General features: G+C 39.8%; 22 protein-coding genes. 14 read left to right on the top strand and 8 right to left on the bottom strand.

Translation table 11 applies throughout. The features are described from left to right. Positions 1 to 62: 62 nt before the first annotated feature. From PREBIDRAFT_RS04845 to PREBIDRAFT_RS04835, 3 genes are read right to left on the bottom strand one after another with little or no spacing between them, the layout of a single operon-like run. On the bottom strand, positions 63 to 1,094 hold the full coding sequence (locus tag PREBIDRAFT_RS04845; protein WP_004338825.1) for a S41 family peptidase: 1,032 nt from the start codon (positions 1,092 to 1,094) through the stop codon (positions 63 to 65). Further along, the gene (locus PREBIDRAFT_RS04840) at positions 1,094 to 1,927 is read right to left on the bottom strand and encodes a DUF3316 domain-containing protein (RefSeq protein WP_004339360.1); all 834 of its coding nucleotides are present in this window, start codon (positions 1,925 to 1,927) and stop codon (positions 1,094 to 1,096) included. Before PREBIDRAFT_RS04840 ends, PREBIDRAFT_RS04845 begins: the two co-directional genes overlap by 1 nt. Further along, positions 1,914 to 4,667, bottom strand: coding sequence for a DNA gyrase/topoisomerase IV subunit A (locus PREBIDRAFT_RS04835; RefSeq protein ID WP_004338828.1), 2,754 nt, complete (start codon positions 4,665 to 4,667; stop codon positions 1,914 to 1,916). Before PREBIDRAFT_RS04835 ends, PREBIDRAFT_RS04840 begins: the two co-directional genes overlap by 14 nt. Positions 4,668 to 4,875: 208 nt before the next feature. On the opposite strand from PREBIDRAFT_RS04835, the gene PREBIDRAFT_RS04830 reads away from it, so the two are divergent. From PREBIDRAFT_RS04830 to PREBIDRAFT_RS04770, 12 genes are all read left to right on the top strand, one after another. Further along, positions 4,876 to 6,429 carry a glycine--tRNA ligase gene (locus tag PREBIDRAFT_RS04830; RefSeq protein WP_004338830.1) on the top strand — a complete coding sequence of 518 codons (1,554 nt, stop codon included), beginning with the start codon at positions 4,876 to 4,878 and terminating at the stop codon, positions 6,427 to 6,429. Positions 6,430 to 6,526: 97 nt separating this feature from the next. Next, positions 6,527 to 7,144: an FKBP-type peptidyl-prolyl cis-trans isomerase gene (locus PREBIDRAFT_RS04825; protein WP_004338832.1), complete on the top strand. Its 618-nt coding sequence runs from the start codon at positions 6,527 to 6,529 to the stop codon at positions 7,142 to 7,144. Positions 7,145 to 7,289: 145 nt separating this feature from the next. After that, positions 7,290 to 8,729 carry an MATE family efflux transporter gene (locus PREBIDRAFT_RS04820; RefSeq protein WP_036875636.1) on the top strand — a complete coding sequence of 480 codons (1,440 nt, stop codon included), beginning with the start codon at positions 7,290 to 7,292 and terminating at the stop codon, positions 8,727 to 8,729. 799 nt (positions 8,730 to 9,528) lie between these two features. After that, complete coding sequence (locus tag PREBIDRAFT_RS04815; RefSeq protein ID WP_004339358.1) at positions 9,529 to 10,350, top strand: ATP-binding cassette domain-containing protein; 822 nt, start codon at positions 9,529 to 9,531, stop codon at positions 10,348 to 10,350. A gap of 15 nt (positions 10,351 to 10,365) precedes the next feature. Continuing rightward, positions 10,366 to 11,094 carry a GIN domain-containing protein gene (locus PREBIDRAFT_RS04810; protein WP_004338837.1) on the top strand — a complete coding sequence of 243 codons (729 nt, stop codon included), beginning with the start codon at positions 10,366 to 10,368 and terminating at the stop codon, positions 11,092 to 11,094. A gap of 21 nt (positions 11,095 to 11,115) precedes the next feature. Then, a complete protein-coding gene (locus PREBIDRAFT_RS04805) occupies positions 11,116 to 11,883 on the top strand; it encodes a GIN domain-containing protein (protein ID WP_004338839.1) in 768 nt (255 codons plus the stop codon). A gap of 14 nt (positions 11,884 to 11,897) precedes the next feature. Next, entirely contained in the window at positions 11,898 to 12,704 is an 807-nt protein-coding gene (locus PREBIDRAFT_RS04800) for a hypothetical protein (protein ID WP_004338840.1), read from the top strand. 38 nt (positions 12,705 to 12,742) lie between these two features. Then, on the top strand, positions 12,743 to 13,117 hold the full coding sequence (locus PREBIDRAFT_RS04795) for a GntR family transcriptional regulator (RefSeq protein WP_004338842.1): 375 nt from the start codon (positions 12,743 to 12,745) through the stop codon (positions 13,115 to 13,117). Between the two features lie 206 nt (positions 13,118 to 13,323). Then, a complete protein-coding gene (locus PREBIDRAFT_RS04785) occupies positions 13,324 to 13,914 on the top strand; it encodes a hypothetical protein (protein ID WP_004338843.1) in 591 nt (196 codons plus the stop codon). 86 nt (positions 13,915 to 14,000) lie between these two features. Next, complete coding sequence (locus tag PREBIDRAFT_RS04780) at positions 14,001 to 14,711, top strand: NigD1/NigD2 family lipoprotein (RefSeq protein WP_004339357.1); 711 nt, start codon at positions 14,001 to 14,003, stop codon at positions 14,709 to 14,711. Between the two features lie 24 nt (positions 14,712 to 14,735). Next, a complete protein-coding gene (locus PREBIDRAFT_RS04775; protein ID WP_004338845.1) occupies positions 14,736 to 15,299 on the top strand; it encodes an RNA polymerase sigma factor in 564 nt (187 codons plus the stop codon). Then, positions 15,299 to 16,561 carry an outer membrane beta-barrel protein gene (locus PREBIDRAFT_RS04770; protein WP_004338846.1) on the top strand — a complete coding sequence of 421 codons (1,263 nt, stop codon included), beginning with the start codon at positions 15,299 to 15,301 and terminating at the stop codon, positions 16,559 to 16,561. The genes PREBIDRAFT_RS04775 and PREBIDRAFT_RS04770 overlap by 1 nt, the downstream gene beginning before the upstream one ends. A gap of 79 nt (positions 16,562 to 16,640) precedes the next feature. Here PREBIDRAFT_RS04770 and recA read toward each other — a convergent pair whose 3' ends face one another. From recA to PREBIDRAFT_RS04755, 3 genes are all read right to left on the bottom strand, one after another. Further along, positions 16,641 to 17,666 (bottom strand): recombinase RecA, encoded by a 1,026-nt coding sequence (recA, locus tag PREBIDRAFT_RS04765; RefSeq protein ID WP_004338847.1) that lies wholly within the window; start codon positions 17,664 to 17,666, stop codon positions 16,641 to 16,643. Between the two features lie 74 nt (positions 17,667 to 17,740). Next, on the bottom strand, positions 17,741 to 18,964 hold the full coding sequence (locus PREBIDRAFT_RS04760; protein ID WP_004338848.1) for a saccharopine dehydrogenase family protein: 1,224 nt from the start codon (positions 18,962 to 18,964) through the stop codon (positions 17,741 to 17,743). Between the two features lie 63 nt (positions 18,965 to 19,027). Continuing rightward, entirely contained in the window at positions 19,028 to 19,636 is a 609-nt protein-coding gene (locus PREBIDRAFT_RS04755) for a DUF6621 family protein (protein WP_004338849.1), read from the bottom strand. Positions 19,637 to 20,362: 726 nt separating this feature from the next. Here PREBIDRAFT_RS04755 and PREBIDRAFT_RS04750 point away from each other — a divergent pair. Both PREBIDRAFT_RS04750 and PREBIDRAFT_RS04745 read left to right on the top strand, forming a co-directional pair. Continuing rightward, the gene (locus tag PREBIDRAFT_RS04750; RefSeq protein WP_004338850.1) at positions 20,363 to 21,256 is read left to right on the top strand and encodes a LysR family transcriptional regulator; all 894 of its coding nucleotides are present in this window, start codon (positions 20,363 to 20,365) and stop codon (positions 21,254 to 21,256) included. A gap of 133 nt (positions 21,257 to 21,389) precedes the next feature. Beyond that, the gene (locus tag PREBIDRAFT_RS04745; RefSeq protein WP_004338851.1) at positions 21,390 to 22,424 is read left to right on the top strand and encodes a YeiH family protein; all 1,035 of its coding nucleotides are present in this window, start codon (positions 21,390 to 21,392) and stop codon (positions 22,422 to 22,424) included. A gap of 6 nt (positions 22,425 to 22,430) precedes the next feature. Here the strand turns inward: PREBIDRAFT_RS04745 and PREBIDRAFT_RS04740 are convergent, their stop codons facing one another. Continuing rightward, positions 22,431 to 25,787, bottom strand: coding sequence for an AAA domain-containing protein (locus PREBIDRAFT_RS04740; RefSeq protein ID WP_004339354.1), 3,357 nt, complete (start codon positions 25,785 to 25,787; stop codon positions 22,431 to 22,433). Between the two features lie 42 nt (positions 25,788 to 25,829). Then, positions 25,830 to 26,786, bottom strand: coding sequence for a YqiA/YcfP family alpha/beta fold hydrolase (locus PREBIDRAFT_RS04735; protein WP_004338853.1), 957 nt, complete (start codon positions 26,784 to 26,786; stop codon positions 25,830 to 25,832). Positions 26,787 to 26,926: the final 140 nt, after the last annotated feature.

Below are 26,926 nucleotides of genomic sequence, written 5' to 3'. Positions count from 1 at the left end.
GAAAAAAGCATAGCGATGGGCTGAAATAGGTCTATCGCTATGTTTTATTATATAATAAAGGGCTACTTACTCAGCAAGGTGCGGGCATATTCTATGATTGTATCTTTGCCTTTTTGGAAGTCTTCGCTAGTCATATTTACTTTATAATCGGGGTCTATGCCAAACTCTGTAGTCTTTTTCTCACGGTCATACATAGGTGCGGCAGAGAAACGAACGCCCCATCCGTTAGGCAATTCTGATGAGAAAGGCATACCTGCACCACCTCCTGTGCGGTCGCCCACTATTGTTACGCCATCGAAGCATTTCATATACTTCACAAATTCGTTAGCTGCCGAGTACACACTGCGGTTGGTGAGTACCACAATAGGTTTCTGCCAGCGAATACCTTTGCCCGGTTTTAGGTGTTGCTCTTCTAATGGCGAGAAGTCGGAATGTCCTATACCTGTCTTATGTTGCATATAGCCCACTAAGGTTTCTTTGTTTGTAAAGCGGGCTGCAAGTGCTTCGGCAGCAGTAAGATTGCCACCGCTATTGTTACGAAGATCGAGGATAAGACCACGTGTGGGCTGTAGGTAAAACAAAATCTCATCAAGGTTGCCTGCTCCAAAGGTTGTCTGAAAGGTGGAACATCGTAAGTAACCTATGTTATCATCAAGGATTGTATAGGTCATTCCGTTAGCAATGAGATAGTCTTTACCTATGTATTTACGCTCTAATGAGTCGGAAAAATTCTGCGCATAGTCCTCATGCCACGACCAATAACGCCCTATATTAAACGAGGTGTAAAGGTTAACGTGTCCGTCTTTCAGTTCTGCTAGCATGTTAGTCATTACCTCAAAGAGCTGACTTTCCGTCATTCCTTCGTTCACTTGTTTGGCATATTTTGCGTGAATAGCATTCCAGTCCACCTGCTTCTCATTGAAGAAGCAATAGCGTTCGTCCATAATCTTCCACAAAGCTTCAAAGTTGCCACGTGTGTTGTTAGTCTGTACATCGTTGGTAACACAAGCTGAAAGCGTGAAAAGGCTTAATGTGGCAGTAATTAAACCCAATAAGACCGTATTGCGGCTAGATAATTTCTTTATTGGTTTCATTAAGGAAGAATTTTAGTAAGGTTAAACTTTCTCACCAATCCTATTACGAAAAGATTGCTCCATGTGTGGTATTTTAAGCCGTTGAGCTTTGCTTGTTGGAGGTCGGCTTCATAGCCAATGCGCAGTGTGGTGTGGTGAATGGTGTAGTCGGCAGAGATGAATTGTCTCACCGATGGCGTTGAACCAATGGTGGTAAACACGATGTTATGGTCGTAATTGTTTTTTGAAAATAGCTCGTAATAGCTCTGTCCGTAGTTGGGGGAGAAAGTCAATCCCACGAGCGGAGCTTGCGCTTCGTAACGCAGAAGGATAGGATGGCCTTTCACACGAAAGCTGTATGCCGCAATGATACTTGGTGCAAGGTTCACCTGAAGGTAAGCTTGTGCAGGGTTATTGCTGTTGCGCGTATTGTAAAGGAAGCCCAAATTGGCATCCATGCCACCACCTGCTTTTACTGTTAATTTGCTCTTTCCGAGCGTTGCGTCTAGCAGTTTATAGTGTACATTGTACTGGAAATTGTACCAACCCCCTATCTCTTTATTATTTTCAGCTCTGTTACGTGCAGACAATAAATGTGCTTGGTGTACCAATTCGCGTGAAATTCGTGTACCATTCTCACGTTCAGTGAGCGAGATATAGCGCAGTTCTCCACCTCGATACTCTTCTGGTGAGAGGTAAGTATCTAGTACATTCACGCTTCCAATACCTATCATTTGTGCGTTGGTTATTATCTTATTCGTGCGCAATGTGTCTTGTGCAGATACACGAATGGCTAGCAACAATAGAATTGTTGCTAGCCATAGTCGTTGTGATGTAAGCTTATTTTGTTTCATTGTCAGTCGTATTATTGAATAAACGAAGCTGTCCAGTAATTTCATCTATTACCTGTTGCTGACTTTTTCCTGCATCAGGATCAAGGTTTTCGTGGTTGGAAGCTGTTCCCTTTAATGCCCCGTTGTCGTTGGTTTCGTCATCATTCTCATCGTTATTTCTAGCACTTTCTTCTTCAGGGAAGCGCAAAGGTTCTAGTTCTTCTATCTTTTTTACTTCCCATGTAGTGAGGCGTTTGCCCTTTGCTTTAATACCTTTCACACCCACAAATTGCTCAGCATCAATCTCTTCGTTACTTCTTACGGCATCAGCACCTCCATAAGTAACCTGCAATCGAGGATAAACGGTATCGGTAAGCAGCACGAGTTCATTGTCTGTATTATCGCCAATGTAGCTCTGTCTGCGCTTAATAGCTTCAAATTGGAAGCGCTTTAGGTAAGCATAACCTTGGTTGTCGGCATCGTAAACCACAGCAGTCCATACCTTTTCAGCATCAAACTTTTCTATTCTCAATATATTATCTTCATAGTGATTGGTAGCTTCGAAGGTAGAAAGATAGAAAGTTCCGTCTTTGAGAATTACTAAAATCTGGTCTTGATCGTTAAACTCGCCAAGGTATTTTCCATGCTCTTCGTAGTTTACACGATTGATATCGGCATCAAACCACACCTTTCTTCCGCCCAAAGTGGAGCGTCCATGACTTTTCAACGATATGCGATGCACACTTTCTTTCGTCAATATATTACCCTTAGCATCCCTTCCTTTGATTGCGATTTGTGAGAAGTCGCGCTCTAAGAAGATATTTTGCTTTTTCTTTTCAAGGTTTGGATTGAGTGTAACCTTTATTACTTCAGCCTCTCCATTCGGGTTGGCTGTGAAATAAACAACACGCGACCCTTTTGTACCTGTGGTGAGATCGTATTCCTTGTCGCGTGTCATAGAGGTAACATTGAAGCGCTTTATGTAGTGAATATTCGTCTCTCCGTCTTTATATACAACGTTGTAGATGGTGCGCTTATCGTTCTTTTTAAACACTTGTAAGTGCAAAACATTCTTGCCAACAAACACTTTATCGGCAATGCGGATAATCTTATACTTACCGTCTCGATAGAAAATGATGATGTCATCGAGGTCGGAGCAGTTTTGAACAAACTCAGCTTTCTTCAGTCCTGTACCGATAAAGCCACCTTGACGATCAATGTATAGCTTCTCATTAGCATCTACTACCTTCGCAGCAATGATAGTATCAAAACTTTTTATCTCTGTAAGGCGAGGGTGATCCTTGCCGTATTTCTCCTTTAAATGCTTGAACCACTCGATGGTTACACGCACCATTTCGCTCAAATCCTTATCTATTTCAGCGATCTCAGCTTTGATTTTTGCAATGAGTTCGTCGGCTTTGTCTTTATTAAACTTCAAGATGCGTTGCATCTTAATTTCTAAAAGGCGGATAATATCATCGCGTGTTACTTCACGTATGAAGGTATTTTTGAAGGGTTCTAGCTTCGAATCAACGAACAAAACAACCTCATCAATATCTTTAGCTGTCTCGAATTTGCGTTCCTTATAGATGCGTTCTTCTATGAAAATGCGCTCCAATGAGTTGTAGAAAAGCTGCTCTTCTAGCTCATGTTTGCGTATTTCTAATTCAAGTTGGAGTAAATCTTTTGTATGATTAACCGAGTATTTCAACACATCTGATACTGTAAGAAATCCTGGTTTGTTATCTTCGATGACACAACAGTTGGGCGATATATTGATTTCACAGTCGGTAAAGGCATAGAGGGCATCAATGGTTTTGTCGCTAGAAGTGCCTGGTGTGAGATGAAGTTGTATCTCAACCTCTGACGCAGTCATATCTTCCACCTTGCGCACCTTGATCTTTCCCTTTTCAATAGCCTTGGTAATCGACTCCTGAAGCGAGCTTGCTGTCTTAGTAAAAGGCACCTCTCGGATCACCAAAGTTTTGTTGTCGAGCTTTTCTATCTTAGCTCTCACCTTCAGAGCACCGCCACGTTGTCCATCGTTATACTTAGAAACATCTATGCTTCCACCCGTGGGGAAGTCGGGATAAATGCTGAAATCTTTCCCTTTCAAGTACGAAATGGCAGCCGAACAAATATCATTCAGGTTATGAGGGAGAATCTTCGACGACAAGCCGACAGCAATTCCTTCAGCACCTTGTGCCAAAAGCAAAGGAAATTTCACAGGCAGCGTAATAGGTTCCTTGTTTCTTCCGTCGTAGGATGCTTGCCACTCAGTGGTCTTAGGATTAAAAACGGTTTCAAGCGCAAACTTAGATAGGCGTGCTTCTATGTATCGAGGCGCAGCAGCACGGTCGCCTGTAAGGATGTTTCCCCAGTTACCTTGCGTGTCAATGAGTAAGTATTTCTGCCCCATTTGGACAAGAGCATCGCCGATAGAAGCATCGCCATGAGGGTGAAACTGCATGGTATGACCCACGATATTCGCCACCTTATTATATCTACCATCGTCCATTCTTTTCATAGAATGTAAGATGCGGCGTTGCACAGGCTTTAGTCCATCTTCGATATGAGGCACAGCGCGTTCCAAGATTACATAGCTAGCGTAATCTAAAAACCAATTTTTGTACATACCAGAGAGGTGGTGCACAGCCGAAGCATCAAACTTATCGCTAGGTTTGTAACTAGAATGTGCATTGTTTTCGGTGGTTTCTTCCTCCGTGCTTAGAAGTTCATTGTCCTTTATTTCGTCGTCCATATTTGTCTTGAAAGTTGTGTATCAGTCCCTCAAAAAAGGGGCTTATGTGTGCAAATTTAGCAAAAAAAGAGCAGAGTAACAAACGAAACTCTTTATGATATATCGCGCACACGTATACATATTTATAAAGTTTCACACCCTATCATGGGCTAATGTAGGCAAAAAGTAGTAACTTTGTGCCATAAATATAGAAATTAAAAACGAATTTATGGCACAAGAGGATGTATTCAAGAAGATTGTAAGCCACTGTAAAGAATATGGCTTTGTCTTCCCAAGTAGTGATATTTATGATGGTCTTGGCGCTGTTTACGATTATGGTCAGAACGGTGTTGAGCTAAAAAATAATATTAAGCAGTATTGGTGGCAGTCAATGGTGTTGTTGCATAACAACATCGTGGGTATTGATGCTGCTATCTTTATGCACCCTACTGTGTGGAAAGCCAGCGGTCATGTCGATGCTTTCAACGATCCATTGATAGATAATCGCGATTCTAAAAAACGCTATCGTGCCGATGTGTTGATCGAAGATCAGATGGCTAAGTATGAGGAAAAGATAGCTAAAGAAGTAGCTAAGGCTGCTAAAAAGTTTGGCGATAGCTTCGATGAAGCTCAGTTTCGTGCTACCAATCCACGTGTTTTGGCGCACCAAAAGAAGCGCGACGACCTTCACGCTCGTTATGCTGAGGCTATGCAAGGACCAGATCTTGAGCAGCTAAAGCAAATCATTATTGACGAAGAGATCGTCGATCCTATCAGTGGTACTAAGAATTGGACAGACGTTCGTCAGTTCAACCTTATGTTCTCTACCGAGATGGGCTCTACGGCTGATGGTAGTCAGAAGATCTATCTGCGCCCAGAGACCGCACAAGGTATTTTCGTTAACTTTTTGAATGTTCAGAAAACAGGTCGTATGAAGTTGCCTTTCGGTATTGCACAGATAGGTAAAGCGTTCCGAAACGAAATCGTTGCACGCCAGTTTGTTTTCCGTATGCGTGAGTTTGAGCAGATGGAAATGCAGTTCTTCTGCCAGCCCGGTACTGAAATGAAGTGGTTTGAATACTGGAAGGCTCACCGTCTTGCATGGCACGAGGGCTTAGGTATGGGCGATGATAACTACCGTTTCCACGATCATGACAAGCTTGCTCACTACGCAAATGCCGCTACTGACATTGAGTTCCACTTGCCTTTCGGCTTCAAAGAAATAGAAGGTATACACTCACGTACCGACTTTGACCTTGGGCAACATGAGAAATTCTCTGGTCGTCAGATAAAATATTTCGATCCAGATCGCAACGAAAACTACACTCCATACGTGGTAGAAACCTCAATTGGTGTGGACCGTATGTTCCTAACAGTGATGTGTCATGCTTACCAAGAGGAACAATTAGAGAACGGCTCATCACGTGTTGTCCTCAAGTTGCCAGAGCCATTAGCACCTATCAAGTGTGCTGTGCTTCCACTTGTCAATAAAGATGGACTTCCTGAAAAGGCGCAAGAAATTGTAAACGACTTGAAGTTCCACTTCACAACACATATCGAAGCTAAGGATTCTATTGGCAAACGTTATCGTCGTCAGGACGCTATTGGTACACCTTTCTGCGTTACTGTAGATGGCGATACGCTCACCGACGGCACCGTTACCTTACGTTATCGCGACACTATGGAGCAAGAACGCGTGCCTATTGATAAACTTCGTGAGATTATTGAGGATCGTGTTTCGATCACAACATTATTGAAGAAGATAGATATTGACAATCAATAAAATAGCAAAAGGGTTATCAAGGCTAAGGCTTTGATAACCCTTTTTGGCTTTTATCATTATGAAAATAAATATGAAAAATTTTAAACTCAATCTCGGAATGTTACTCGCTGTAGTGGTAGGAGCAATGTGTTTTGCAGCATGCTCTGAAACCAACAGCACGGTGGAGGAATTTCCTGAGTGGCAGAGTAAGAACGATACTTACTGGACCAACCTATACAATGCTACCAAAGCAAAGGTAGATGCTGGGGATACTTCTTGGAAGTTGATCCTTAATTACAGTAAGGAAAAGCAAGCTAATACAGCTACTTCTGCTGTAACCTATAAGCCAGAAGACTATATTATCGTGCATGTTAAAGAGACAGGCACAGGAGCGGCTATGCCTTTATACACCGACTCTGTGCGTGTACATTATCAAGGACGTTTACTTCCTTCTACTACTTATACTAGCGGGCTCATCTTTGATACCTCATGGGGTGGTGAAAAATTTAACGAACATACCGCACGTGCTGCCCACATGCTTGTAAGTAGTACTGTTGATGGCTTCTCTACAGCTCTTCAAAAGATGAAGGTTGGCGACCATTGGACGGTCTATATGCCTTATCAATTGGCATACAGAGGGTCGGAAGCGGGCTTAGTTCCTGCTTATTCTAATCTGATTTTCGACCTGCGTTTGGTTGAAATAGCACACCCGGGAACAGCCTTGGGTAATAACTAGCCTTAGTATATATGCTCTTATAGAGACGATGCTTGGCATCGTCTCACCCTCTAAAAAACTGACAAAGGATATAAAAGAAGAGGAGATAATACCTACTTCGTCTCCAAAGCAGGATAACATTTATAAAACGACTACCTTTTATTTTATGCGATTTAGCAAAGCTGTTTCCGATCAACTATTGGCGAAAATACGTGATGGAGAGCAGATGACCACTGGTGAAAAGCTCAATCTGATCATTCAGTTGAGTATTCCTTCCATATTGGCACAGGTTACCGCAGTCATGATGTTCTACATAGATGCGTCAATGGTAGGATCGTTGGGTGCTGGTGCTTCGGCTTCTATCGGGCTTGTAGAGCCTGCTACATGGCTTTTTGGATCGTTGGTAGGAGCGTTTACAATGGGTTTTTCAGTGCAAGCAGCCCATTTTATAGGAGCTAACGATTTTGCTAAAGCACGCTCTGTAATGCGTCATGGCTATATCTTTGGTGCGTTTTGGAGTACGTTGTTGGCGGTTATTATGGCGTTGATAGCAGGATCGCTTCCCCTATGGTTGGGTGGAGGCAAGGATATTCAAGTCGATGCGTCTATCTATATTTTAGTTTTTTCGTTGGCAATACCTGTACACATGGTAGAGAGCTTGTCGGCTGCGATGTTGAAATCATCGGGCGATATGCGCCGAACAAGTATCATCTCTGTGCTGATGTGTTGTTTTGATGTAGTTTTCAATTTCTTTTTGATATTCCCAACACGTGTTATTACCGTACTAGGGCATAGCTTTACGATGTTTGGTTTTGGGCTTGGTGTAAAGGGTGCAGCCTTGGGTACCTTGCTCGCTTTCGTGTCTGCCGCTATTCCTTTGTTTTATTATGCCGTGTTCCGAAGCCAAATCCTTGCATGGAAACTTGATACCGAACGCTTCGTTTGGGTGTGGTCGTATATTCGTAATGCTGTAAAGATAGGCGCACCGATGGCACTTCAATATATTCTAATGAACGGTGCGCAAGTTATTTCGATGGCTATTGTTGCTCCATTGGGTAACATTTCTATTGCTGCCCATTCGTTTGCGATTACAGCCGAGAGCCTTTGCTATATGCCGGGCTATGGTATTGGCGAAGCTGCTACCACACTGGTGGGGCAGAGTGTGGGTGCGCAGCGTAGGGAACTTTGCTGGAGTTTTGCCCGAATGACCGTCTTTCTCGGTATGGCAGTAATGGCATTGATGGGTATTGTGATGTATATCTTTGCTCCCGAAATGATAGGTATACTCTCGCCAGTTGAGGCTATTCGCGATCTTGGTACATCGGTGCTTCGTATTGAAGCCTTTGCCGAACCCCTCTTTGGTGCTTCCATTGTGGCTTATAGCGTATGTATTGGTGCGGGCGATACGCTCTTGCCGTCTATCATCAATCTTGGTAGTATGTGGCTGGTGCGTCTCACGGTGGCTTATGGGTTATCTTCCCAATACGGACTTCGTGGCGTTTGGTTTGCTATGGCGCTAGAACTCTCCCTGCGTGGTATTCTCTTCCTCGTCCGATTGTTTAGAGGTAAGTGGATGAAAAAAATCGTTATCACAGAAAAGGTTTAGCGCCGTGCGATGCGTTAAACCTTTTTGGTAAGAAGTTATTTTATATGTTATATAATATATACTGATGTTAATTATACGCTTTGTTTATATAGCTATATTAAAAAAGACGTAGGTTTGCTTTTGATTATTTATTCATCACAAAAGTATTAAGTTGTTTTCTATTTTAATTATAAAGTTTTTATTTTAAATTATTTTACCCGTAATAGTTCTTAGCTGATAATTAATACTTCTTGGGTAAACGAAATTTTTCGTAACGAATATTTTTACAAACGTAGCGATAAAAATATTGACTTATGAGTAATGAAAGAGCAATCTTTTGAGAAAAAACTACTTTTAATAGCATAAAGGATAATATATGAAGTAATAATAGATAAGCTTTTAATGCGCCAAAGGTAAACTTTGGTTTTCATTTTTAATTTATTTTTGTCTTAAAAACAAATTGATAAAGGATTAAAAATAAATTATTTTTCTTTGTAAAAGATGATGTTTTTACACGTGAAAGATAATCTATTGCTATTTAAAGGCTTATGTTTTACAAGAAAAACGTTGCTGTTTTGCTTTGCCGCTTAGATGAGATCTTGTGTAAAAGGCTTTTTGTTAAGGAGATAAAGGCGGATGGGGCAAAGCGCATTTTATACCTGCTTATATAATAAGGTGTAAACAGCCTAAATAGATTTTATTTTCAATTTTCTGAAAAATTTTCGCCCAAAAGCTTGGAGGGTATTATTATTTATTATACTTTTGTAGTGTACTATTTTACTAGTACACTATTATTAAAACTCAAAAATGATATAACGCTATGATTGAAGTCGAAAATTTATTCTTTAGTTATCCTGGTAGCAAACACAAAGTGTTTGAGGATTTTAACTTGAAGTTGGCAGACAGTAGGATCTATGGTTTGCTTGGCAAGAACGGTATGGGTAAGAGTACGTTGCTCTATCTCCTGTCTGGTTTGTTGCGCCCAAAGAAGGGCAGTGTGGTTGTGAATGGTCATATTTCGAAGAAGCGCGAACCTGAACTATTGCAAGACCTTTACATTGTTCCAGAGGAATACAACTTGCCTGATATGACATTGGAAGCATACGTGAAGATACACGAAAACTTCTATCCAAAGTTTAGCCGTGAGGTATTGAACAATTGTTTGACCGCTTTCGAGATGCCACTGAATGTCAACTTCAAGGAACTATCTATGGGGCAGAAGAAAAAGGTGTATATGAGCTTTGCTTTGGCATCTTGCTGCGGATTGTTGCTTATGGACGAGCCTACAAATGGTCTTGATATTCCTTCTAAAGCCTTGTTTCGTAAGGTAGTAGCAGGCAATTTGCCTGAAGGATCATCGCTCATTATTTCTACTCACCAAGTACACGATGTGGAGCAATTGCTCGATCACGTAGTAATTATGAACAACTCTAGTGTACTTTTTAATGCTTCAATCGAAGATATAACAAAGCAATATTCCTTTACTTATCGTCTTCCTAACGAAATGGATGATACTGTTCTCTATGGAGAACCTTCTTTACAGGGTAATGCTGTTATAGCTGTTCGTACGCAAGAGGCTCCCGAAACACCTGTTAATTTGGAGTTACTCTTCAATGCCGTAACATTAGGTAAACTAAAATAAAGGGAGGAATTTGCAATGAGAAGAAATTGTTGTATATGGAACATTATTGCCATTATATGTCTTTTTGCAATGGCTTGTGCTTCAACTTCTTGTATCCGTTTGAAGGATAAAGATGCAGGTCCGATGGTGGCAAAAAATGTTTTAACCAAAAGCTTTGATAAGTTGTTTTTGAGCGGTATAGGCGATTTTTATGTTACACAAAGCGATACTACTTCCGTAAAGATCGTTGCGCCTGCTAAGTATCAAGATAAGTTGAAGGCTGTATGGAAGGCTAGTGAGCTGAAAATATTCTACGATGGCAATGGCGATGGCAAGCCTGATGAGCATTTAGATAATATGAAAGATGTAGATGTTTCTATCTTTATTACCACACCAAAGCTCACTTCTGTAAAACAAGAAGGGATTGGTTCGCTCAAAATAGACAAGAAGTTTGAAACCGATTATTTTTATATCAGTGTGAAAGGTGTGGCAAAAGCCAATCTTAACAATTTTCGAGCAAAAAGATTTAATGCTGATGTTGAGGGTGTCGCTAAACTTAATGTTGACACATTAACGGCTGATACTACTCATTTAGCTATTGACGGAATTTGTAAAGTAGATGTGAACTTTGAAAAATCGGGCATTACAACGGTGAGTGCTGATGGCATTTGCTATGTAAATCTTACAGGTACGCTAAAGCAAAAGCCTATAAAGTCGAAGGATGGTATTACCAGAATTAGCGATGATACAGAATTGTGGAAATAAAGAGAGAGGAGGAACATTAAAATGAAAAAACTTAGATTATACCGTATAGTAGTAGTGTTGTGCCTAATAGGTGCATTGATTACTTCAACATCATGTATTAGAAAGAAGAAAGACTGGGGAAAAGTAGTCTCAAAAAATATAACTGTAGCACCTTTTGATAGTATAGAGGCTAGAGGGAATTCTAATATATTTTTTAAGCAAGGCAATGCTTTTAAAGTCAGAATAGAAGCACCAGAGAAGATGTTACCTTATGTGAAGGTAAGGGTAGAGAATGGTAGGTTATCGGTTTCTTTGGATAGAATTCCCAATCTCTATAATAACTTAGGAGCTATTCATTTTAATTCAAGTTTGCATCCAGAACACGAAGGAGAAATAAAAATTTATTCAGAATTGGATATAAAAGTGTATGTGGAAGCCCCAAAACTTTCTTATATATGCACAATGAATAATGCTGATTTTGAAATTACTTCTCCTTTAGCTGTAGATAGTTTAGAAGCTGTAGCTTTGAATAATAGTGAAATAGAGATTGACGAAATAGTGGGAAAATCTCTTAACATAAGTCTTTCAAATAATGCCTCTATGGAAATATCTAAGGTAACTGTTGATAAAGCTGCTTATGAAGTGTTTAACAATGCTGATGCTACGATAGAGCATGATAGGTCAGGGAAAGTGGAAGCATCTACCTTAAACAATGCTAGTATTACCTTAAAAGGTACAGTTCGTCAAGCAGTAATAGAGCATTCTGCTAATAATAGTGATATAACCAATAACACAACCATTATAAAATAAGTGAGGATACAGTTATGAATACATTTAATATAAACAGATTTTGGAATACGCTTGTACGTCTTTTCATAACACGTAAGAAAGAATTGAGAAATATATTTTTTACTTATAGTATCTTGTTTTTTGTACTATCGGTATGTGCTACAGGAATATTTAATACAGATCCACTGACAGATATAGAGGCACTTGATTCGCTTCTCGGCGTAACTCCAATGTATATGATAATATATTTCGGTGGGGCAGTCCTTATGGGTGCTTTTGTTATTAAGGATCTTGAATATCGTGGAGCACGTATTCATGAGCTAGCATTGCCAGCCACTAACCTAGAAAAATATGCAGCACGTGTAATTTATAGCTCGCTAGGAATATTGATAACTGCTTCTTGTGGTGTTTTGCTTGCGGATGGTTTGCAGCAATTGATGTCTATGTTAATGCATCATGGAGGTAGAGCTAGTATCATAGGACTTGCTTTTATGTCCCCTGCTTTTTCGGAAGTACCAACATCTAAATTGATTGCTGCTATTCTTGGGTTAGTGTTAAACAATGCAAGTTTTATCCTTGGTGGTATGTTTTTCCGCAAAGTAGCTTGGTTAAAAACAAGTATTGCACTATGGGTGTTGGCTATGATCGGATCTATGGGGGTAGCACTTTTTGCAGGTATTCTATTTTATTATACAGCCTATGAATTATACATAGATCAAGATATGCAGATAACCTCCTATATTATAGGATATAGTTTGGTAGGTATAGCTCTCTTTTACTTTCTTGGTTACAGATTATATTGTCGCTTGCAAGTGATCAACAACCGTTGGATTAATATTTAAAAAATAGGTTTTATTTCAGGATTAAAGGAGAGAACAATATGAAGTTTGACGAAACAAAAGCTATTTACGAGCAGATGGCCGATAGGCTATGCGACGAGATAATAGCAGGCAACTATAAGGAAGACGACCGCATTCCGTCAGTAAGGGAGTACGCCGTTACGCTGCAAGTGAATACAAACACAGCAGTGAAGGCTTACGAATTACTATCGCGCGAAGAGGTTATCTACAACAAGCGAGGGCTAGGATATTTTGTTTCAATAGGTGCTCGCCAGCAGATTATGAAGGGTAGGAAGCGTGAATTTATGTCGAAGATGCTACCAAATCTTTTCCGTGAGATGCAACTACTAGGTATAACGGAAGCTGAAGTAAAAGAGCAGTGGCAACTTTTCTCGCAGAAACACAGTGTGGAATGAAAGTGTAGTATATAAATATAAATGAATTTCCTTTTTAAAAAGTAGTGTTGTAAGCCATAGCTTCAGCACTACTTTTTTGCTTGAAAGAGAGGTTATCTTTTTTATTTTTTAACTTTTGAAAGTGCAACCTTCTTGTTATCTTCTCATTTATAAAGTGAGTACTCAAGAGATAAAAAATAGAAATTGTAAATTTAAAAGAAATAGAAATGAAAACCAATAAAATCATTTTAAGTTTGATGTTTATTATAGGAAGTGTTGGGCTGTTTTCTTCATGTAGTGAAGATAATCCTACAACTGTTCCTATCCCTAAGACTGTATTAAAAGAGTTGCCGGGTAAATATATGGGTGCTACTTTGATCAATAGTAATAAAGGGGCTAATGTAGAGGCTACTGTAACAGATAACCAAATGGCTTTCTTACTTCCTGATACTGCTATTTTAAATAGGATTATCACCGATAAGGCTTTGCTGGAGGAAGCTAAGAAGAATATTAAGTCATCGGCTTTAACCACTTCATGGCGTTTAGTAAATTATGCTGAAGGTAAGACTGAGGGTAGCGGGCTATTGTCAATGATACTTATCCCAATGAAAGCTTATAGTTTTGCATACACAGTAAAGGGCAAAACAGTAACTGTAACTGCTAACTTTTCAGGAGCTATGGCAATGTATAATGCAAGTACAAAGAAGCTAAATATCAGTGTTGGTGTGAAAGAAGTTGTCATAGATAAGAAAAAAGTTGATAATTTTAAAGCGTTTACGTTTAAGGTTGTGGATGCTGAAAAAAGCAAAAAAGTATGATGTAGATGAAGTGTCATCATTATCTTTTTGATGGCACTTCCTTTTAAGAGTAATAGGTAAAGTTTTAATCTAAAGGGGTGAACGTTATGAAAGTAAACAAGTTTTTTTTATTTGCGTTGATAGCCATAGCTACTAGTCTTATGTTTATATCGTGTGATGATACTGCCGATGGATATCGTGATAATTATGTCGTTAATGCAGTGGTAACTATTAAGCCTATTAATAATGGTGAAGGCTTTAATATTTGGGTAAGTGATAAGGTACAAGGACAGGCTACTAACTTGGTAAAATCGCCTTATGGAAACAAAGAGGTGCGTGCACTTGCTAATATTAGAGATGAGGGTAAAGCTGCTAATGGTATGCAGAAAATTTATGTTAATTGGTTGGATAGTATAAGAACAAAGCAAACTGTTAGCTCTGTTGGAGAGAAAGAAGATATAAAAAAATATGGTGATGACCCTTTAGAGATAGTAAAAGACTTTACTACGGTGGTAGAAGATGGCTATCTAACATTAAGGTTTCAGACTGTATGGGGAAATCTAAATACCAAACATGAGTTAAATTTAATAACAGGAGTGAGTAAAGATGATCCCTATAAACTGGTACTAAGACATAATGCAAAAGGTGATGTTACAGGGCGAAGAGGTGATGGAATTATAGCTTTTAGGCTTAGAGAAATAGATAAAATAGCAAAGGAAAAGGGGAAAAAAGAAGTACCTTTACAGCTCTATTGGAAATCGTTTAACGGAGAGAAGCATATTACTTTTACTTATCATACGCGTGATGATAAGTCGTAAATAGTTGATAAATAGCATACTTTAATGAAGAATATATCTGGGGAAGAGGAGAAAATGCTTGCCGAGGGACTGATGAAAAGGTCTCGTTCGGCAATGCAATCTTTTTATAGTCTTTATGCAGGTGTACTCTTTTCGGTATGTTCTCGTTATATGGCTAATGATGATGATGCGAAAGATGTTTTACAAGATGCACTTATTAAAATATTTACCAAAGCCGAAAACTTTGAATATAGAGGAAAAGGTGCATTGCTGGCATGGAGTAAAAAGGTAGTAGTTATGGAGGCTTTAGACTTTCTGAGGCGGAAGAAGACAATACCATTAATCTATGAAGATAATATACCCGAGCTTGAAGACGATGATAACCTAGAAGTGGAGGATATACCACAAGATGTACTTTTTAGGATGTTACAAAACTTACCTGAAGGTTATAGAATCGTTTTTAACTTGTATGTTCTAGAAGATAAAACACACAAAGAGATAGGAGAGATGCTGGGGATAAAAGAAAAATCGTCAGCATCTCAATTATCTCGAGCAAAAAAAATACTAAGACAACAGATTGACTTATATAAGAAAGGAGGACTATTGTGATGAAAGAATGGAAAAAAGAGTTTCATAAGAAGCTAGACCATTATGAGATTACTCCCCCACAAGATCTTTTGAATGATGTGTTGTTACAATTGCCTTTAGAAGAGACAGAAGCCACAGCAGCACCAATAAAAGAAGATGTTGCTACTGCGGTATATCAAAAACGAGACCATAAGGTTACTATTTGGCTAGTAGGGCTGCTATCGGCAGCAGCTATGAGTGCTTTTGTTTTGATTAATTATACAGCTACAGATATTGAAAAGGGTGTTTTAGAAGCACGAACTTTAGCCAAAAATAGCAAAGTAAAGCGTAAAGGAGTAGAGCAGAATAGGGTATTTAGTGGGGTAAAGCAAGCTTTTCAGGCGCCTATAAAGGAGCTTTTAGTGCCTTTTATCCCCAAAGAAGATATTAGGTTAGCGGTAAATGATAGGATAATAATAGAAGAATTACCAAACGATTCTGTTAAAACTCGCGTAGAAGTTCCAGCCGATTCTGCTAGAAACGACCTGAAAAAGGAAGAGAAAGAAGTGTTAAGAGCCAAGAAAAAGGATAATAATAGCAAGATGTATGACTTTGCAGAAATAGGCAAAGTACATCATGAAAGGAAACCTATTCGCCTTGGAGTTTTAGTGGCAGGACTTCCTAGTAGCACATCTTCTTTGACAAGTAGTAGTCCAATGCTTCTGACAGTTTCCGCTTCTGAAGGCGATAATCAACGAGTTAGCTATAATTTGGTGGAGAGGCAGAATAATATTGTAAAGAAAGCTCACCATCTTCAGCCTATTACTTTTGGTATATCTCTGGCTTTTCCTTTTGGTAGGAAGATGAGTTTAGAGACTGGTTTGGTTTATAGTTACCATAAATCTTCCTTGTCTTATGAAGTGGGTAGTATGCGTCATAGCATTGATCAAAAGCTTCAATTTATAGGTATTCCTATTAATTTAAACTATCAATTATGGCACAATGACAACTTTGGGGTATATGCTTCAAGTGGTTTCACTGTAGAGAAAATGGTTTCAGGGCGACAATATGATACCTACGATGGTAGTATAGAACCTATTAAGCGTGATGTGAAGATGAAAGAATTGCAGTGGTCGATAGGTGCGAGAGTGGGTGCTGAATATAAAATATATGATGGTGTTGGCTTATATTTTGAGCCGGGAGTGGGGTATCATTTCAAGAATAAATCGGACGTGCAAACTATTTATAGCGATCATCCTATTTCTTTTGATATTAAATTTGGTGTCCGTTTAAATGTGCAATAAATAAAATAGAGAGGGCTAGAAAGGATTTTTATTTAGATTTATCTTTCTTTCTAGCTCTCTCTATTTGTATTATTTGCTCTTATTTGGTAGTCTTTTCTACGATTGCTTCCTTGATAAGTCCTTCTAACTCTTCTGTTAATTCAGGATTATCCTTTAACATTGCCTTTACACCATCACGTCCTTGTGCTAGCTTGGTATCGCCATAGCTAAACCAACTGCCACTCTTCTTGATAATATCGTATTCTACACCAAGATCAATAATTTCGCCTAGTTTAGAGATACCTTGACCAAAGATGATGTCGAACTCACATTTACGGAATGGGGGAGCTACCTTATTCTTAACCACTTTCACCTTAGTGAGGTTACCTAGGATCTTTTCTCCTTCCTTTATCTGTGTACTCTTACGCACATCCACACGAACAGAAGCATAGAACTTTAAGGCGTTACCACCCGTTGTTGTTTCAGGACTACCGAACATAACACCAATCTTTTCGCGCAACTGGTTGATAAAGATGCAGCAAGTATTAGTCTTAGCGATAGTAGAAGTGAGCTTGCGGAGAGCCTGACTCATCAAACGTGCGTGTAGTCCTACTACCGAATCGCCCATTTCACCTTCTATTTCTTTCTTAGGAGTGAGGGCTGCCACAGAGTCGACTACCAATAAGTCGACAGCAGAAGAGCTGATAAGCTGGTCTGCAATCTGTAAAGCTTGCTCTCCATTGTCTGGTTGAGAAATCCACAAATTGTTAATATCTACACCCAAAGCGGCTGCGTATGTAGGGTCGAAAGCATGTTCAGCGTCAATAAAGGCTGCAACACCATTTTGCTTCTGTGTTTCTGCAATAGCATGAAGTGCAAGTGTTGTTTTACCAGAACTCTCGGGACCAAATATCTCTACAATACGACCGCGTGGGTAACCACCTACACCTAAGGCTACATCTAAGCCCAAACTTCCAGTAGGGATTACATCAATCTTAACAGCGACCTTATCGCCCATTTTCATGATTGCTCCCTTTCCGAAGTCTTTTTCTATCTTAGCCATTGCTGCTTGAAGTGCCTTTAGTTTGCCTTCTGCTGCTGATATTTCTTTTTCTTCTTTTGCCATTTGTTGTTTATTAGGAGTTAGAGGAGTTGTGAGGAGTTATCGCTTTGCTTTAACATCCTTAACTCTTTAAATATTTATAATTCAATATCCTTGTCAAATTCTTCGTGCCATGGCAAACCTTGCTTGTTGAGTTGCTCCATAAATGGATCTGGATCGAAGTCTTCAAGGTTCCAAACGCCTGGTTTGCGCCATAAGCCTTTAACAAACATCATTGCACCAATCATAGCAGGAACGCCAGTAGTGTAGCTTACACCCTGCATACCTGTCTCGTTGTAAGCATCTTGATGTTTGCAGTTGTTATATACATAATAGGTAGTTTCCTTACCATCTTTGATACCACGAATACGGCAACCAATAGAGGTTTCACCATCGTAATTCTCACCCAAATCTTGTGGATTAGGGAGTACAGCCTTCAAGAACTGCAATGGAACGATCTTTACTTTCTCCGTCTTACCTGACCCATCGGCTAATGGTGCCTCGTATTCTATCTCGTCAATACGGCTCATACCAAGGTTCTGAATAACATCTAGGTAGGTGAGATACTGCTGACCGAAAGTCATCCAGAAGCGAGCACGCTTGATAGTAGGGAAATTTTTAACGAGCGATTCTAGCTCCTCATGGTGCATAAGGTAAGAGTCGCGAGGTCCGATGTTAGGATATGTAATATCCTGATGTACAGCCAATGGCTCTGTTTCTACCCATTCGCCATTCTCATAGTACAAGCCTTTCTGTGTGATCTCACGAATATTGATCTCTGGATTGAAGTTGGTTGCGAATGCTTTGTGATGATTACCTGCATTACAATCTACAATATCTAAGTAGTGGATCTCATCAAAGTAATGCTTAGCAGCGTATGCTGTGAATGCTTGAGATACTCCGGGATCGAAGCCACAACCAAGAATTGCAGTCAATCCAGCTTGCTCAAACTTCTCTTTATACGCCCATTGCCAGCTATATTCAAAGTGAGCCTCATCCTTTGGTTCATAGTTGGCAGTGTCAAGATAGTTGCAGCCGCATGCCAAACAAGCATCCATGATGGTAAGATCTTGGTAAGGAAGTGCAAGATTGATGACAAGGTCAGGCTTAAACTCAGAGAAGAGAGCCTTCAATTGTTCTACATCGTCAGCATCGACCTGTGCAGTTTTAATATCAGCTTTATATCCCTTAGCATGGATAGCATTCACAAGTTCATCACACTTTGCCTTACGACGGCTAGCAATCATAAACTCACCGAACACATCAAGATTCTGAACGATCTTATAAGCTGCTACTGTAGCAACACCACCAGCACCTATCATGAGGATGCGTGGGTTAGCAATTTGAGTTGGATTGTTCATTCTTATCTATATTTTTCTATTGTTTTATTTAAATTCTTCCGCCTTAATGCCCATTGCATTCATAAGCGAATATCCTAATATCTCTTGTCTAAAGTTGCCTCCAACCATAGGTTGCATGGTAAAAACGGTAATGCGCTTCTCGTCATCGTCCACCTTTTCGAGCATCTTCTTTACTTCATTGTAAGTAACGGTATCCTCTGCATTGGGTATGATCATGATGCGATGCACCTCTTCATGCGTGGTGAGCATTTGTAAAAGATCGGAGAGTACCGCCTCTTTTGAAGTATTTTCCTCACCTGTTACGATAGAGTTGACTAGAAATTCGCCCAAAAACTCATCCTTGAAAGCCTTGTTGTTAAGGTCTGCTTCGTATGATGAGGGTGTAAAGTTTTCAAGCATAGCTTTCTCTTTATCGTGCAAAAGTACCACTTGTGTCTCGTTATTGCCTGGTTTTAGTTTGCCGTCTAAAGCAATGTTTACAGCCCATTGGCTAAAATTGGCTGTGGGAATTTTGCGGTTTAGCATGCGCTCGAAGTTGACAATGAGATCGAACGCTACATAATCTATATAATCACCATCGGCAATGATGATGTTTTCACTCCATTTTATTTTATCTGCCTGTTGTGCATTCATAGGTACAAAGATACTCGAAAAAGGTAAAAAACCAAAGAAAATTATTCGTTTTTAAGGCTTTAGAAAGTGGACAATGCTTTAATATTTGTCTCATTAAGTGGAATATTTTGGGCATTGCTTTGCCGATTTACTTATGTTTTTTGTGAATATTCATACTCGGCTAAGGTGAAGATAGGGGGAATTTTGCTATACGCCCGATGCACGAATATTCTTTTAATAGTCAGTAAGCAATCCTTGCTAGACAACTTGTTGTCAATATGTTCTGTAGCAATCTTTTGTGTAAAGATATTTCCTCTCTGCTAAAATCGTAATCGTTAAAATGTTGGGTTTGCAATTGTTTGTTAATCAGCCGTTTACAACCTCTATTTTAAAAGGTCATCTTTTGCGTTGCAAAAGGTCATGTTTTACTCACCAAAAGGTCATCTTTTGCACCGTAAAACATGACCTTTTGCAACGTAATAGGTTATGAATTATTTTCGTGTTGAATATTTTCATTTAGTTATTTCTTCTTATCTTTGCATAACGTAGGCTGCACTCGGCAATATTCAAGCAAGCTTGTATTGCTCTCGTTTGCACTACCTTTGCATAAGGTAGGCTGCACTCTGCAATATTCAAGCAAGCTTGTATTGCGTTCGTTTGCACTACCTTTGCATAAAAACTGTCCTTGGACGACTCTTACAAGATTCGTTCAAATGTTTTTTAAAACTAAGCATTATTAATTTTGACATGATAGATATTCGCCTCAAAGTGTTTCGCAGTGTAGCAATCAATCGAAGTTTTACAAAGGCTTCGCAAGAGTTGTTTATCAGTCAGCCTGCCATTAGTAAGCATATTCAAGAGTTAGAAAAAGAGTATAACGTGCGTCTTTTCGATAGAATGGGTACGCATATCCAGCTCACTACGGCTGGAGAAAAGTTGCTAACTCATGCCAATAAGATACTGAAAGATTATCAAAGACTTGATGTTGAAATGAATGCCTTGCGCCAACAGACTACTGGCGAACTTCGTATCGGTGCTAGCACCACTATAGCTCAATATGTTCTTCCTGAACAGATAGCAGCTTTCCGCAAGCGTTTTCCTGATGTTCGAATATCGCTGTTGAGTGGAAATTCACGTGAAGTGGAGGCTGCTCTTATTAGTGGACGCATTGATCTAGGGATGGTGGAAGGATATTTTCATCAACCACAATTGAAATATACCCCATTTATGGACGATGAACTTGTTGCTATTGTTAGTAAAACGGGTAGATATAGCGAGCTAGAAACAATCTCTTTAGAAGAACTAAAGCAGGTGCCTATCGTGTTACGCGAGTTTGGATCCGGATCGCTTGATATTATGCAACAAGCTTTAGAAAAAGGTAATATACGTTTGTCAGACCTAAACATAGAAATCAATCTTGGTTCCACTGAAGGCATAAAACACTATGTAGAACATTCTGATTGTATGGGTATTGTGAGTATCCGTTCGGTAAACAAGGAAATATTTGGTGATGTTTTTAGAGTTGTTGATATTGAAGATCTAAAGCTAGAACGCACTTTTGCCTTTGTAGAGAAACGTGGAGAAGCTATGGAGCCATACGAGATGTTTAAAAGGTTTATAACTTCAGGTTATAAGTCATAGTTATTATGTATATACAAGATTAGAGTTTTCTTCTTATCTTTGCCAAAGATAAGCTGCGCTTCGCAATATTTAAGCAAGATTACTTTACACAATATTTTATGCACTCATAAAAAATAAATATAAAGAAGAAAAAATGAAACTTTCAGAACAACGTGGCAGTATGCTACATGGTGTACTGCTAATGGCGCTCTTTTCTTGCGCTGCTTTTTACATTGGAGATATGAATTGGGTGAAAGCCCTTTCTTTTAGTCCACTTGTAGTAGGTATTATTTTAGGTATGATTTATGCTAATAGCTTGCGTAATCATCTTCCAAGTGCGTGGATACCTGGTATAGCTTTCTGCTCTAAACGCATTCTTAGGCTAGGTATTATACTTTATGGTTTTAAACTTTCTTTTCAGCAGGTGTTAGAAGTGGGACTACCTGCTATTGTTGTTGATGCCATCATCGTAGTAGGAACAATTTGTCTTGGTATTCTTATTGGTAAGATTTTGAAGATGGATCGTAGTATAGCCTTGCTTACTGCTTGTGGTAGTGCTATTTGTGGTGCAGCAGCAGTGATGGGTGTTGACGGTGCTATTCGTCCAAAGCCTTATAAGACAGCAGTAGCAGTGGCAACAGTAGTGATTTTTGGTACGTTGTCAATGTTTCTTTATCCTATTCTTTATCGTGCAGGTATCTTCACGTTGCCAGCCGATCAGATGGGCATTTTTACAGGTGCTACCGTACATGAAGTAGCCCATGTGGTGGGTGCTGGTAATGCTATGGGAGCAGCTATTAGCGATCCTGCTATTATTGTAAAGATGATCCGTGTGATGATGTTGGTACCTGTTTTGTTGGTCATTGCTTTCTTTGTTGCGCGTAGTGCGTCAAAGAATAGTGAGAATGGCGAGAAGCATAAGATCACCATTCCTTGGTTTGCTATCATATTCTTAGTGGTAATTGGTTTCAACTCGCTCAACCTTTTGCCAGCAGCAGTAGTCGATTTTATCAATACCCTTGATACCTTTTTGCTTACAATGGCTATGACGGCACTGGGTGCAGAGACAAGCATTGATAAGTTTAAGAAGGCTGGCTTCAAACCTTTCCTTCTTGCTGCCATTATTTATGTGTGGTTGATAGTGGGCGGCTATGGGCTTGCTAAGTATCTAGTACCTATGATGATGTAGCTTTTTTTATTCATCTATTATATACCCATTCTGTTGCTTTATGTCCTCAATGAGTGAAGCAAAGAGTGGGTTTTGTTTTAATATAGCTTCGTTTCCTGTTAAAATCATTTGCTTGCGAGCACGCGTAATGGCTACATTCAATTTTCTATCAATAATGTGTTGATCGTTTTCTACAAACGAATTGGCTGTGAGAAACTCTAGTTGATAGGCGTTTTGAATGGTGAAAGAGTAGATAATTACATCGCGCTGACTACCTTGGTATCGTTCTACAGTGTCGATACTAATAGCTTCTAATGCGGGAATATTCAGCTTTTCTAGCTCCTTGCGTATCATTGCAATCTGGTTTCGGTAGGGAACAATTACTCCAACTGTCTTTTCGGCATCAAAGTTGGCTTTTGTTTGGTGGTAAATTCGCTCTAAAACATCTGCCACAATGCGTGCTTCCTCTATATTCGTTTTATCTGAATAATTGGGCTGTTTACAATATTTTGAAGGTATGAAAATCATGCGATGAGCCTTGATAAAGGTGTCTTTAGCATCACGGCTAGGCTCATAATATGGTAATTTTTCTTCTTTTTGATGTGCCAATGGTACACATTCTAGTTGCTCTTGGGCATAGAACATACGGTTAGGGAAACTTGCTATCTCTGGATGCATACGCCCTTGCTTGCGCAATGTGCCAATAAACTGTTGCCGTCCAGCCTTTCGTTCTGTCAATATGAGGCGTTCAAAGAGGGAATTTGCACAAGAGTAAAGCCCTATTTCTTGTAGTAGGGGGTTGTTTACCCTTGCATCTTGCTCGGGTTGTTGCACCACAGCAGGAAGCTGTTTATGGTCGCCAATGAGGATAAATTTCTTAATTGCAGAAGTTGAAAATTGAGAGTTGAGCGTTGAGCGTTGAGAATTATTGATGTGCCTTTGCTCCGATAAAATCCCAATAATGTTAGGTTCAAGGATCTGACTTGCCTCGTCAACAATGGCTAGATCGAAGCTTTTAAGGTTGAAAATATTGGTGTGAGAAGCAAGGGTCGAAGTGGTACAAACCATGATACGACTATTGATAATCGTATTTTTTATAGTTTCGAGTTGTGGATTTTGTGCAATCTTAGCCGCTAATAAATGGTTTTTAAATTGTGGATTACAGCTAAATTCGTTACCAATGCGGATATAATCAATATCGTTTTCTGAAAGCATACCGCAGATTTCGTCCACCGCACGATTGGTATAAGATAGCAAAAGGATATTGCTATCCTCCTTTTCCGCCAAAGTTTCTCGCACCAAAAACTGCAAAGCCATAGATGTTTTGCCTGTTCCCGGAGGTCCAATGAGGAGAAAATAGTCGTTGGCTTGTTTGGCTTTTAGTACGATCTCATCGTAAGTGGGGTGGTAGGAGCGAGTGAGTTGCTTTGTAAGGTCAGCCAATGGCTCGCATTGTCCTAGCAAAAGTGCTTTCCTTCTCTCGCTAGATGTTATGAAAGAGTACAACGAATGAAGGGCTGTAGTACCCATAATATCGCTTGAAGCATGCTCAATAGCAAAGAAATCGCCACTGATTATATCCTTGTTCTGTTGTCCATCGTTGAGGTGAATGGTAATTTCATCGGTGTGAATATCGGTCAACACGCCCTTAAAAAGGATGCTTTGCCGCACATCTGGTTCGTTTCCACGGCGGTAAGCATAAAGAAAAACCATGTCGCCACGGCGAAAGTTAGGGAGGAAATCTTCTGCTTGGGTGGGAATTTCCAATGTAATGGTGTCGTAACCATTAAAGATACCGCTCCTTTCTTTGCGTTTTATCTTCAGCTCTGTATAGATATTACCCGTATCTTTCTTGCTAGCAAGAGGCATATTCCATAAGTCGGCCGTGCTATTTCCTATCCCTTCTTGTAAACCTACTTTACTTATTACTTGCTCGCGAATAACAAAGGTAGCCATATTTGTAAAGTAGGCACGCTCTAAAGGTGTAAGTTTGTGGAGTGGGGCAAGCGTGTTAGTAAGCTCTGGTAGTTTGTATTCATAATAGAAACGATTAGCCATCTTCTCCACATTCAGTGTCTCGGGAGTAAACAGTGGTAGAAGTTTTGCAAATCCATTCTTTGCTATCCAAAACTCTGTGGCTACCACTTGATTGCGATATTTGATAGCTTCAAAGATGAGTTTTTGCAAAGGTTCAATCTCTATTAATCCGTCGGGTAGAGGATATTTTGAATAGAGCAAATGGATATTGGTCTTACGTGGGTTCAACTTAAAGTTGTATTGCAGAATGCCAAAGTAAAGTAATACCTGCACATAGTGTTTTTCTATGTGGATAGATCCATACTTATTACGCATTCCTTTGCGTTCTATGTAAGTATTTTTACCCGATTTTTGCTCCACTAACAGCTGCATATCTGTGGTCATTAGGTCAACACGTCCTTGCACACCGAGCTGCTCACAGACAAAAGAAGGTTCGAGAATAGCTTTCTCTCTATCGAAATGGGCGAAGAGATCCTCCACTATTTGTTGTATGTTCTTTACCTGTTGCTCTGCGTTTTGCTTAAATTCAGCACCATTAAAATCGGCTGCTGTCGCAAAGTCTAGGGCTTTATCGCGAAAGTTTGCACGAAAAGTGTCTGCAATATCAAAGTCAGATTTGTTGATAATATCGTCCAAAGCTGCGCCCGCAAAGTTACCTAAAATGGTGTATTTGTTACAGGGTTTTGCCTTCAAACGGTTCATCGTGTAGAGCAGTGGGTGATGTCCAAAGTATTCAAAGCAGTTGGCTATGGTGGAAATATCTAGGAGATAGTCAGGCTCTACCACGATGATACGGGGTAAAATCTTCTTTCCCTTTACCTCACAGTCTAGCAAATTGAGCTGCATACCTTCCCGAAGCAGCGTGGTAAGGTAGGCGAAATCTATATAATCGGGCGTATTCCTATAATCAATGGCTAAGAGTTCTTCCTCCGATTCCTGATTATGTACTAGAACATATATAAGTTTATCGTCCCACGAACGCACACTACAGCGAATATATTTATAGTTGGCAAGGGGCAAAGCAGTAGTAGCTTGCTGTGTGTTTGGTATCTTTCCTACAAGAAACGAAGGTATATCTTGGTGGAAAACGTAGGAAATAAAGAGTGCAAGCGCACGACAATCATATACTAAGTCATCGGGAAGAATAGGTGCCAACGTGTTGCTATGTCTCCGCATTCGTTGTATAGCAAGGGTGTCTTTAGCCGCGATATGATGATTGCGACATAATGCTTCCACTTGTGAAGATAGGTTTCCAAAGCTGTGATGCGTATCTTTCAGTCCTTCATGGCACACCAAGACGAGTGTTTCGTGTAGCAGTTTGTTTTGCAGTTGAGGCTCCACCTGCATTACTTCCAACACCTTTTTATATAGCTCTATTGCTTCCAACGGCTATTGTCCTCCTAGTCTTTCAAAGAAAGTTATTACCTCTTCCCATGTCTTAAACTCATCACTACCAAAAGGAATCGTTGTACCGAGGAAGTCTGTTTTATGGCTTGTGATGAGATAATCACCATAAAGCAAGTGCATTTGGTTGGTGTAAATCACACGGTTCCATGCTGGTGCGCTAAAAATATCTTCTATCCACGCTTGCGCTTTGCCTATAAATTCAAGGCTATTGGTAGGAGCTGGGACGGTAAAGAATACATTATAGTTTTCTAAAAGTATCTCATACGCTTTGTGAAGGCTCGACTTTGGTTTGCCATAATCGTCTGCTAAGGCACTTTGGTCTATGAAAATTGTTTTACGCTCTCTATCTTCTTGCTTGTCGTCAATCCATCTTATTACAGGTATAAGATAGTGATAGATCACCTTTTCAAGTAGCTGATGCCCACCATGAAAGTGGATTGCTTGTGAATAATGTTCTTGAAAGAGGTCGAAAGTGTGAACAACAGGATCGTTATCACCAAACAATCCATATACATGTGCCTGCTCTTCAGGGGTAATTTGTGCAAAACATAGTTCTGTAGTGTCGCGATATTCTTTTACAAGGCTCTTCGTTACAATAAATTCTTGTATTCCATCTTCACGTGGATTTTGAAAGGTTTGCTTGCCCATCATACTCTGTTCACCCATTGTAGAACCCATTTGGAAGGCTGGATTTACTAAGATACGGTCGTAACCATATAGCATTTCGGCATACATTCCTCCCATTGATGTACCTATAATGAGGTCGGGTTGCTCTGCTTTTACAAGGTTTCGGAGTAGCTCCATTGCATCGGCAGGGTGAATAGGGAGGTCGGGTGCTATTACGGTAGCATTTGGCATATACGTTCTTAGTATCACTGCCGTGTGTGTTGAGCCTGCCGATAGGAAGCCATGCACGTATAATATCTTCTTACCTGACATAAGGTCAGGGTATGTTTTCTTTTCCAATGTTTTTAAAGTTTGTAAGGTTTAAAAAGTATAAAGTAATATCTCAGAACCTCCAAGTTGTAACTCTCTACTCTCAACGTTTAACTTTCAATTCTCAACGCTCAATTCTCAAC

Source organism: Prevotella bivia DSM 20514, assembly GCF_000262545.1.
Classification (GTDB): Bacteria; Bacteroidota; Bacteroidia; order Bacteroidales; family Bacteroidaceae; genus Prevotella; species Prevotella bivia.
Note: the sequence above shows the minus strand (reverse complement) of the source record. Positions and strands in the feature narration are given on the sequence as shown.

Coding starts and splice junctions, on each gene's coding strand:
- recA (WP_004338847.1), bottom strand. CDS start 17,666: ATGGCAAAAGAAGAAAAAGAAATATCAGCAGCAGAAGGCAAACTAAAG.
- PREBIDRAFT_RS04815 (WP_004339358.1), top strand. CDS start 9,529: ATGATTGAAGTCGAAAATTTATTCTTTAGTTATCCTGGTAGCAAACAC.
- PREBIDRAFT_RS04735 (WP_004338853.1), bottom strand. CDS start 26,786: ATGTCAGGTAAGAAGATATTATACGTGCATGGCTTCCTATCGGCAGGC.
- PREBIDRAFT_RS04795 (WP_004338842.1), top strand. CDS start 12,743: ATGAAGTTTGACGAAACAAAAGCTATTTACGAGCAGATGGCCGATAGG.
- PREBIDRAFT_RS04805 (WP_004338839.1), top strand. CDS start 11,116: ATGAAAAAACTTAGATTATACCGTATAGTAGTAGTGTTGTGCCTAATA.
- PREBIDRAFT_RS04820 (WP_036875636.1), top strand. CDS start 7,290: ATGCGATTTAGCAAAGCTGTTTCCGATCAACTATTGGCGAAAATACGT.
- PREBIDRAFT_RS04740 (WP_004339354.1), bottom strand. CDS start 25,787: ATGCAGGTGGAGCCTCAACTGCAAAACAAACTGCTACACGAAACACTC.
- PREBIDRAFT_RS04810 (WP_004338837.1), top strand. CDS start 10,366: ATGAGAAGAAATTGTTGTATATGGAACATTATTGCCATTATATGTCTT.
- PREBIDRAFT_RS04750 (WP_004338850.1), top strand. CDS start 20,363: ATGATAGATATTCGCCTCAAAGTGTTTCGCAGTGTAGCAATCAATCGA.
- PREBIDRAFT_RS04745 (WP_004338851.1), top strand. CDS start 21,390: ATGAAACTTTCAGAACAACGTGGCAGTATGCTACATGGTGTACTGCTA.
- PREBIDRAFT_RS04780 (WP_004339357.1), top strand. CDS start 14,001: ATGAAAGTAAACAAGTTTTTTTTATTTGCGTTGATAGCCATAGCTACT.
- PREBIDRAFT_RS04755 (WP_004338849.1), bottom strand. CDS start 19,636: ATGAATGCACAACAGGCAGATAAAATAAAATGGAGTGAAAACATCATC.
- PREBIDRAFT_RS04830 (WP_004338830.1), top strand. CDS start 4,876: ATGGCACAAGAGGATGTATTCAAGAAGATTGTAAGCCACTGTAAAGAA.
- PREBIDRAFT_RS04760 (WP_004338848.1), bottom strand. CDS start 18,964: ATGATAGGTGCTGGTGGTGTTGCTACAGTAGCAGCTTATAAGATCGTT.
- PREBIDRAFT_RS04840 (WP_004339360.1), bottom strand. CDS start 1,927: ATGAAACAAAATAAGCTTACATCACAACGACTATGGCTAGCAACAATT.
- PREBIDRAFT_RS04835 (WP_004338828.1), bottom strand. CDS start 4,667: ATGGACGACGAAATAAAGGACAATGAACTTCTAAGCACGGAGGAAGAA.
- PREBIDRAFT_RS04800 (WP_004338840.1), top strand. CDS start 11,898: ATGAATACATTTAATATAAACAGATTTTGGAATACGCTTGTACGTCTT.
- PREBIDRAFT_RS04845 (WP_004338825.1), bottom strand. CDS start 1,094: ATGAAACCAATAAAGAAATTATCTAGCCGCAATACGGTCTTATTGGGT.
- PREBIDRAFT_RS04825 (WP_004338832.1), top strand. CDS start 6,527: ATGTTACTCGCTGTAGTGGTAGGAGCAATGTGTTTTGCAGCATGCTCT.
- PREBIDRAFT_RS04775 (WP_004338845.1), top strand. CDS start 14,736: ATGAAGAATATATCTGGGGAAGAGGAGAAAATGCTTGCCGAGGGACTG.
- PREBIDRAFT_RS04785 (WP_004338843.1), top strand. CDS start 13,324: ATGAAAACCAATAAAATCATTTTAAGTTTGATGTTTATTATAGGAAGT.
- PREBIDRAFT_RS04770 (WP_004338846.1), top strand. CDS start 15,299: ATGAAAGAATGGAAAAAAGAGTTTCATAAGAAGCTAGACCATTATGAG.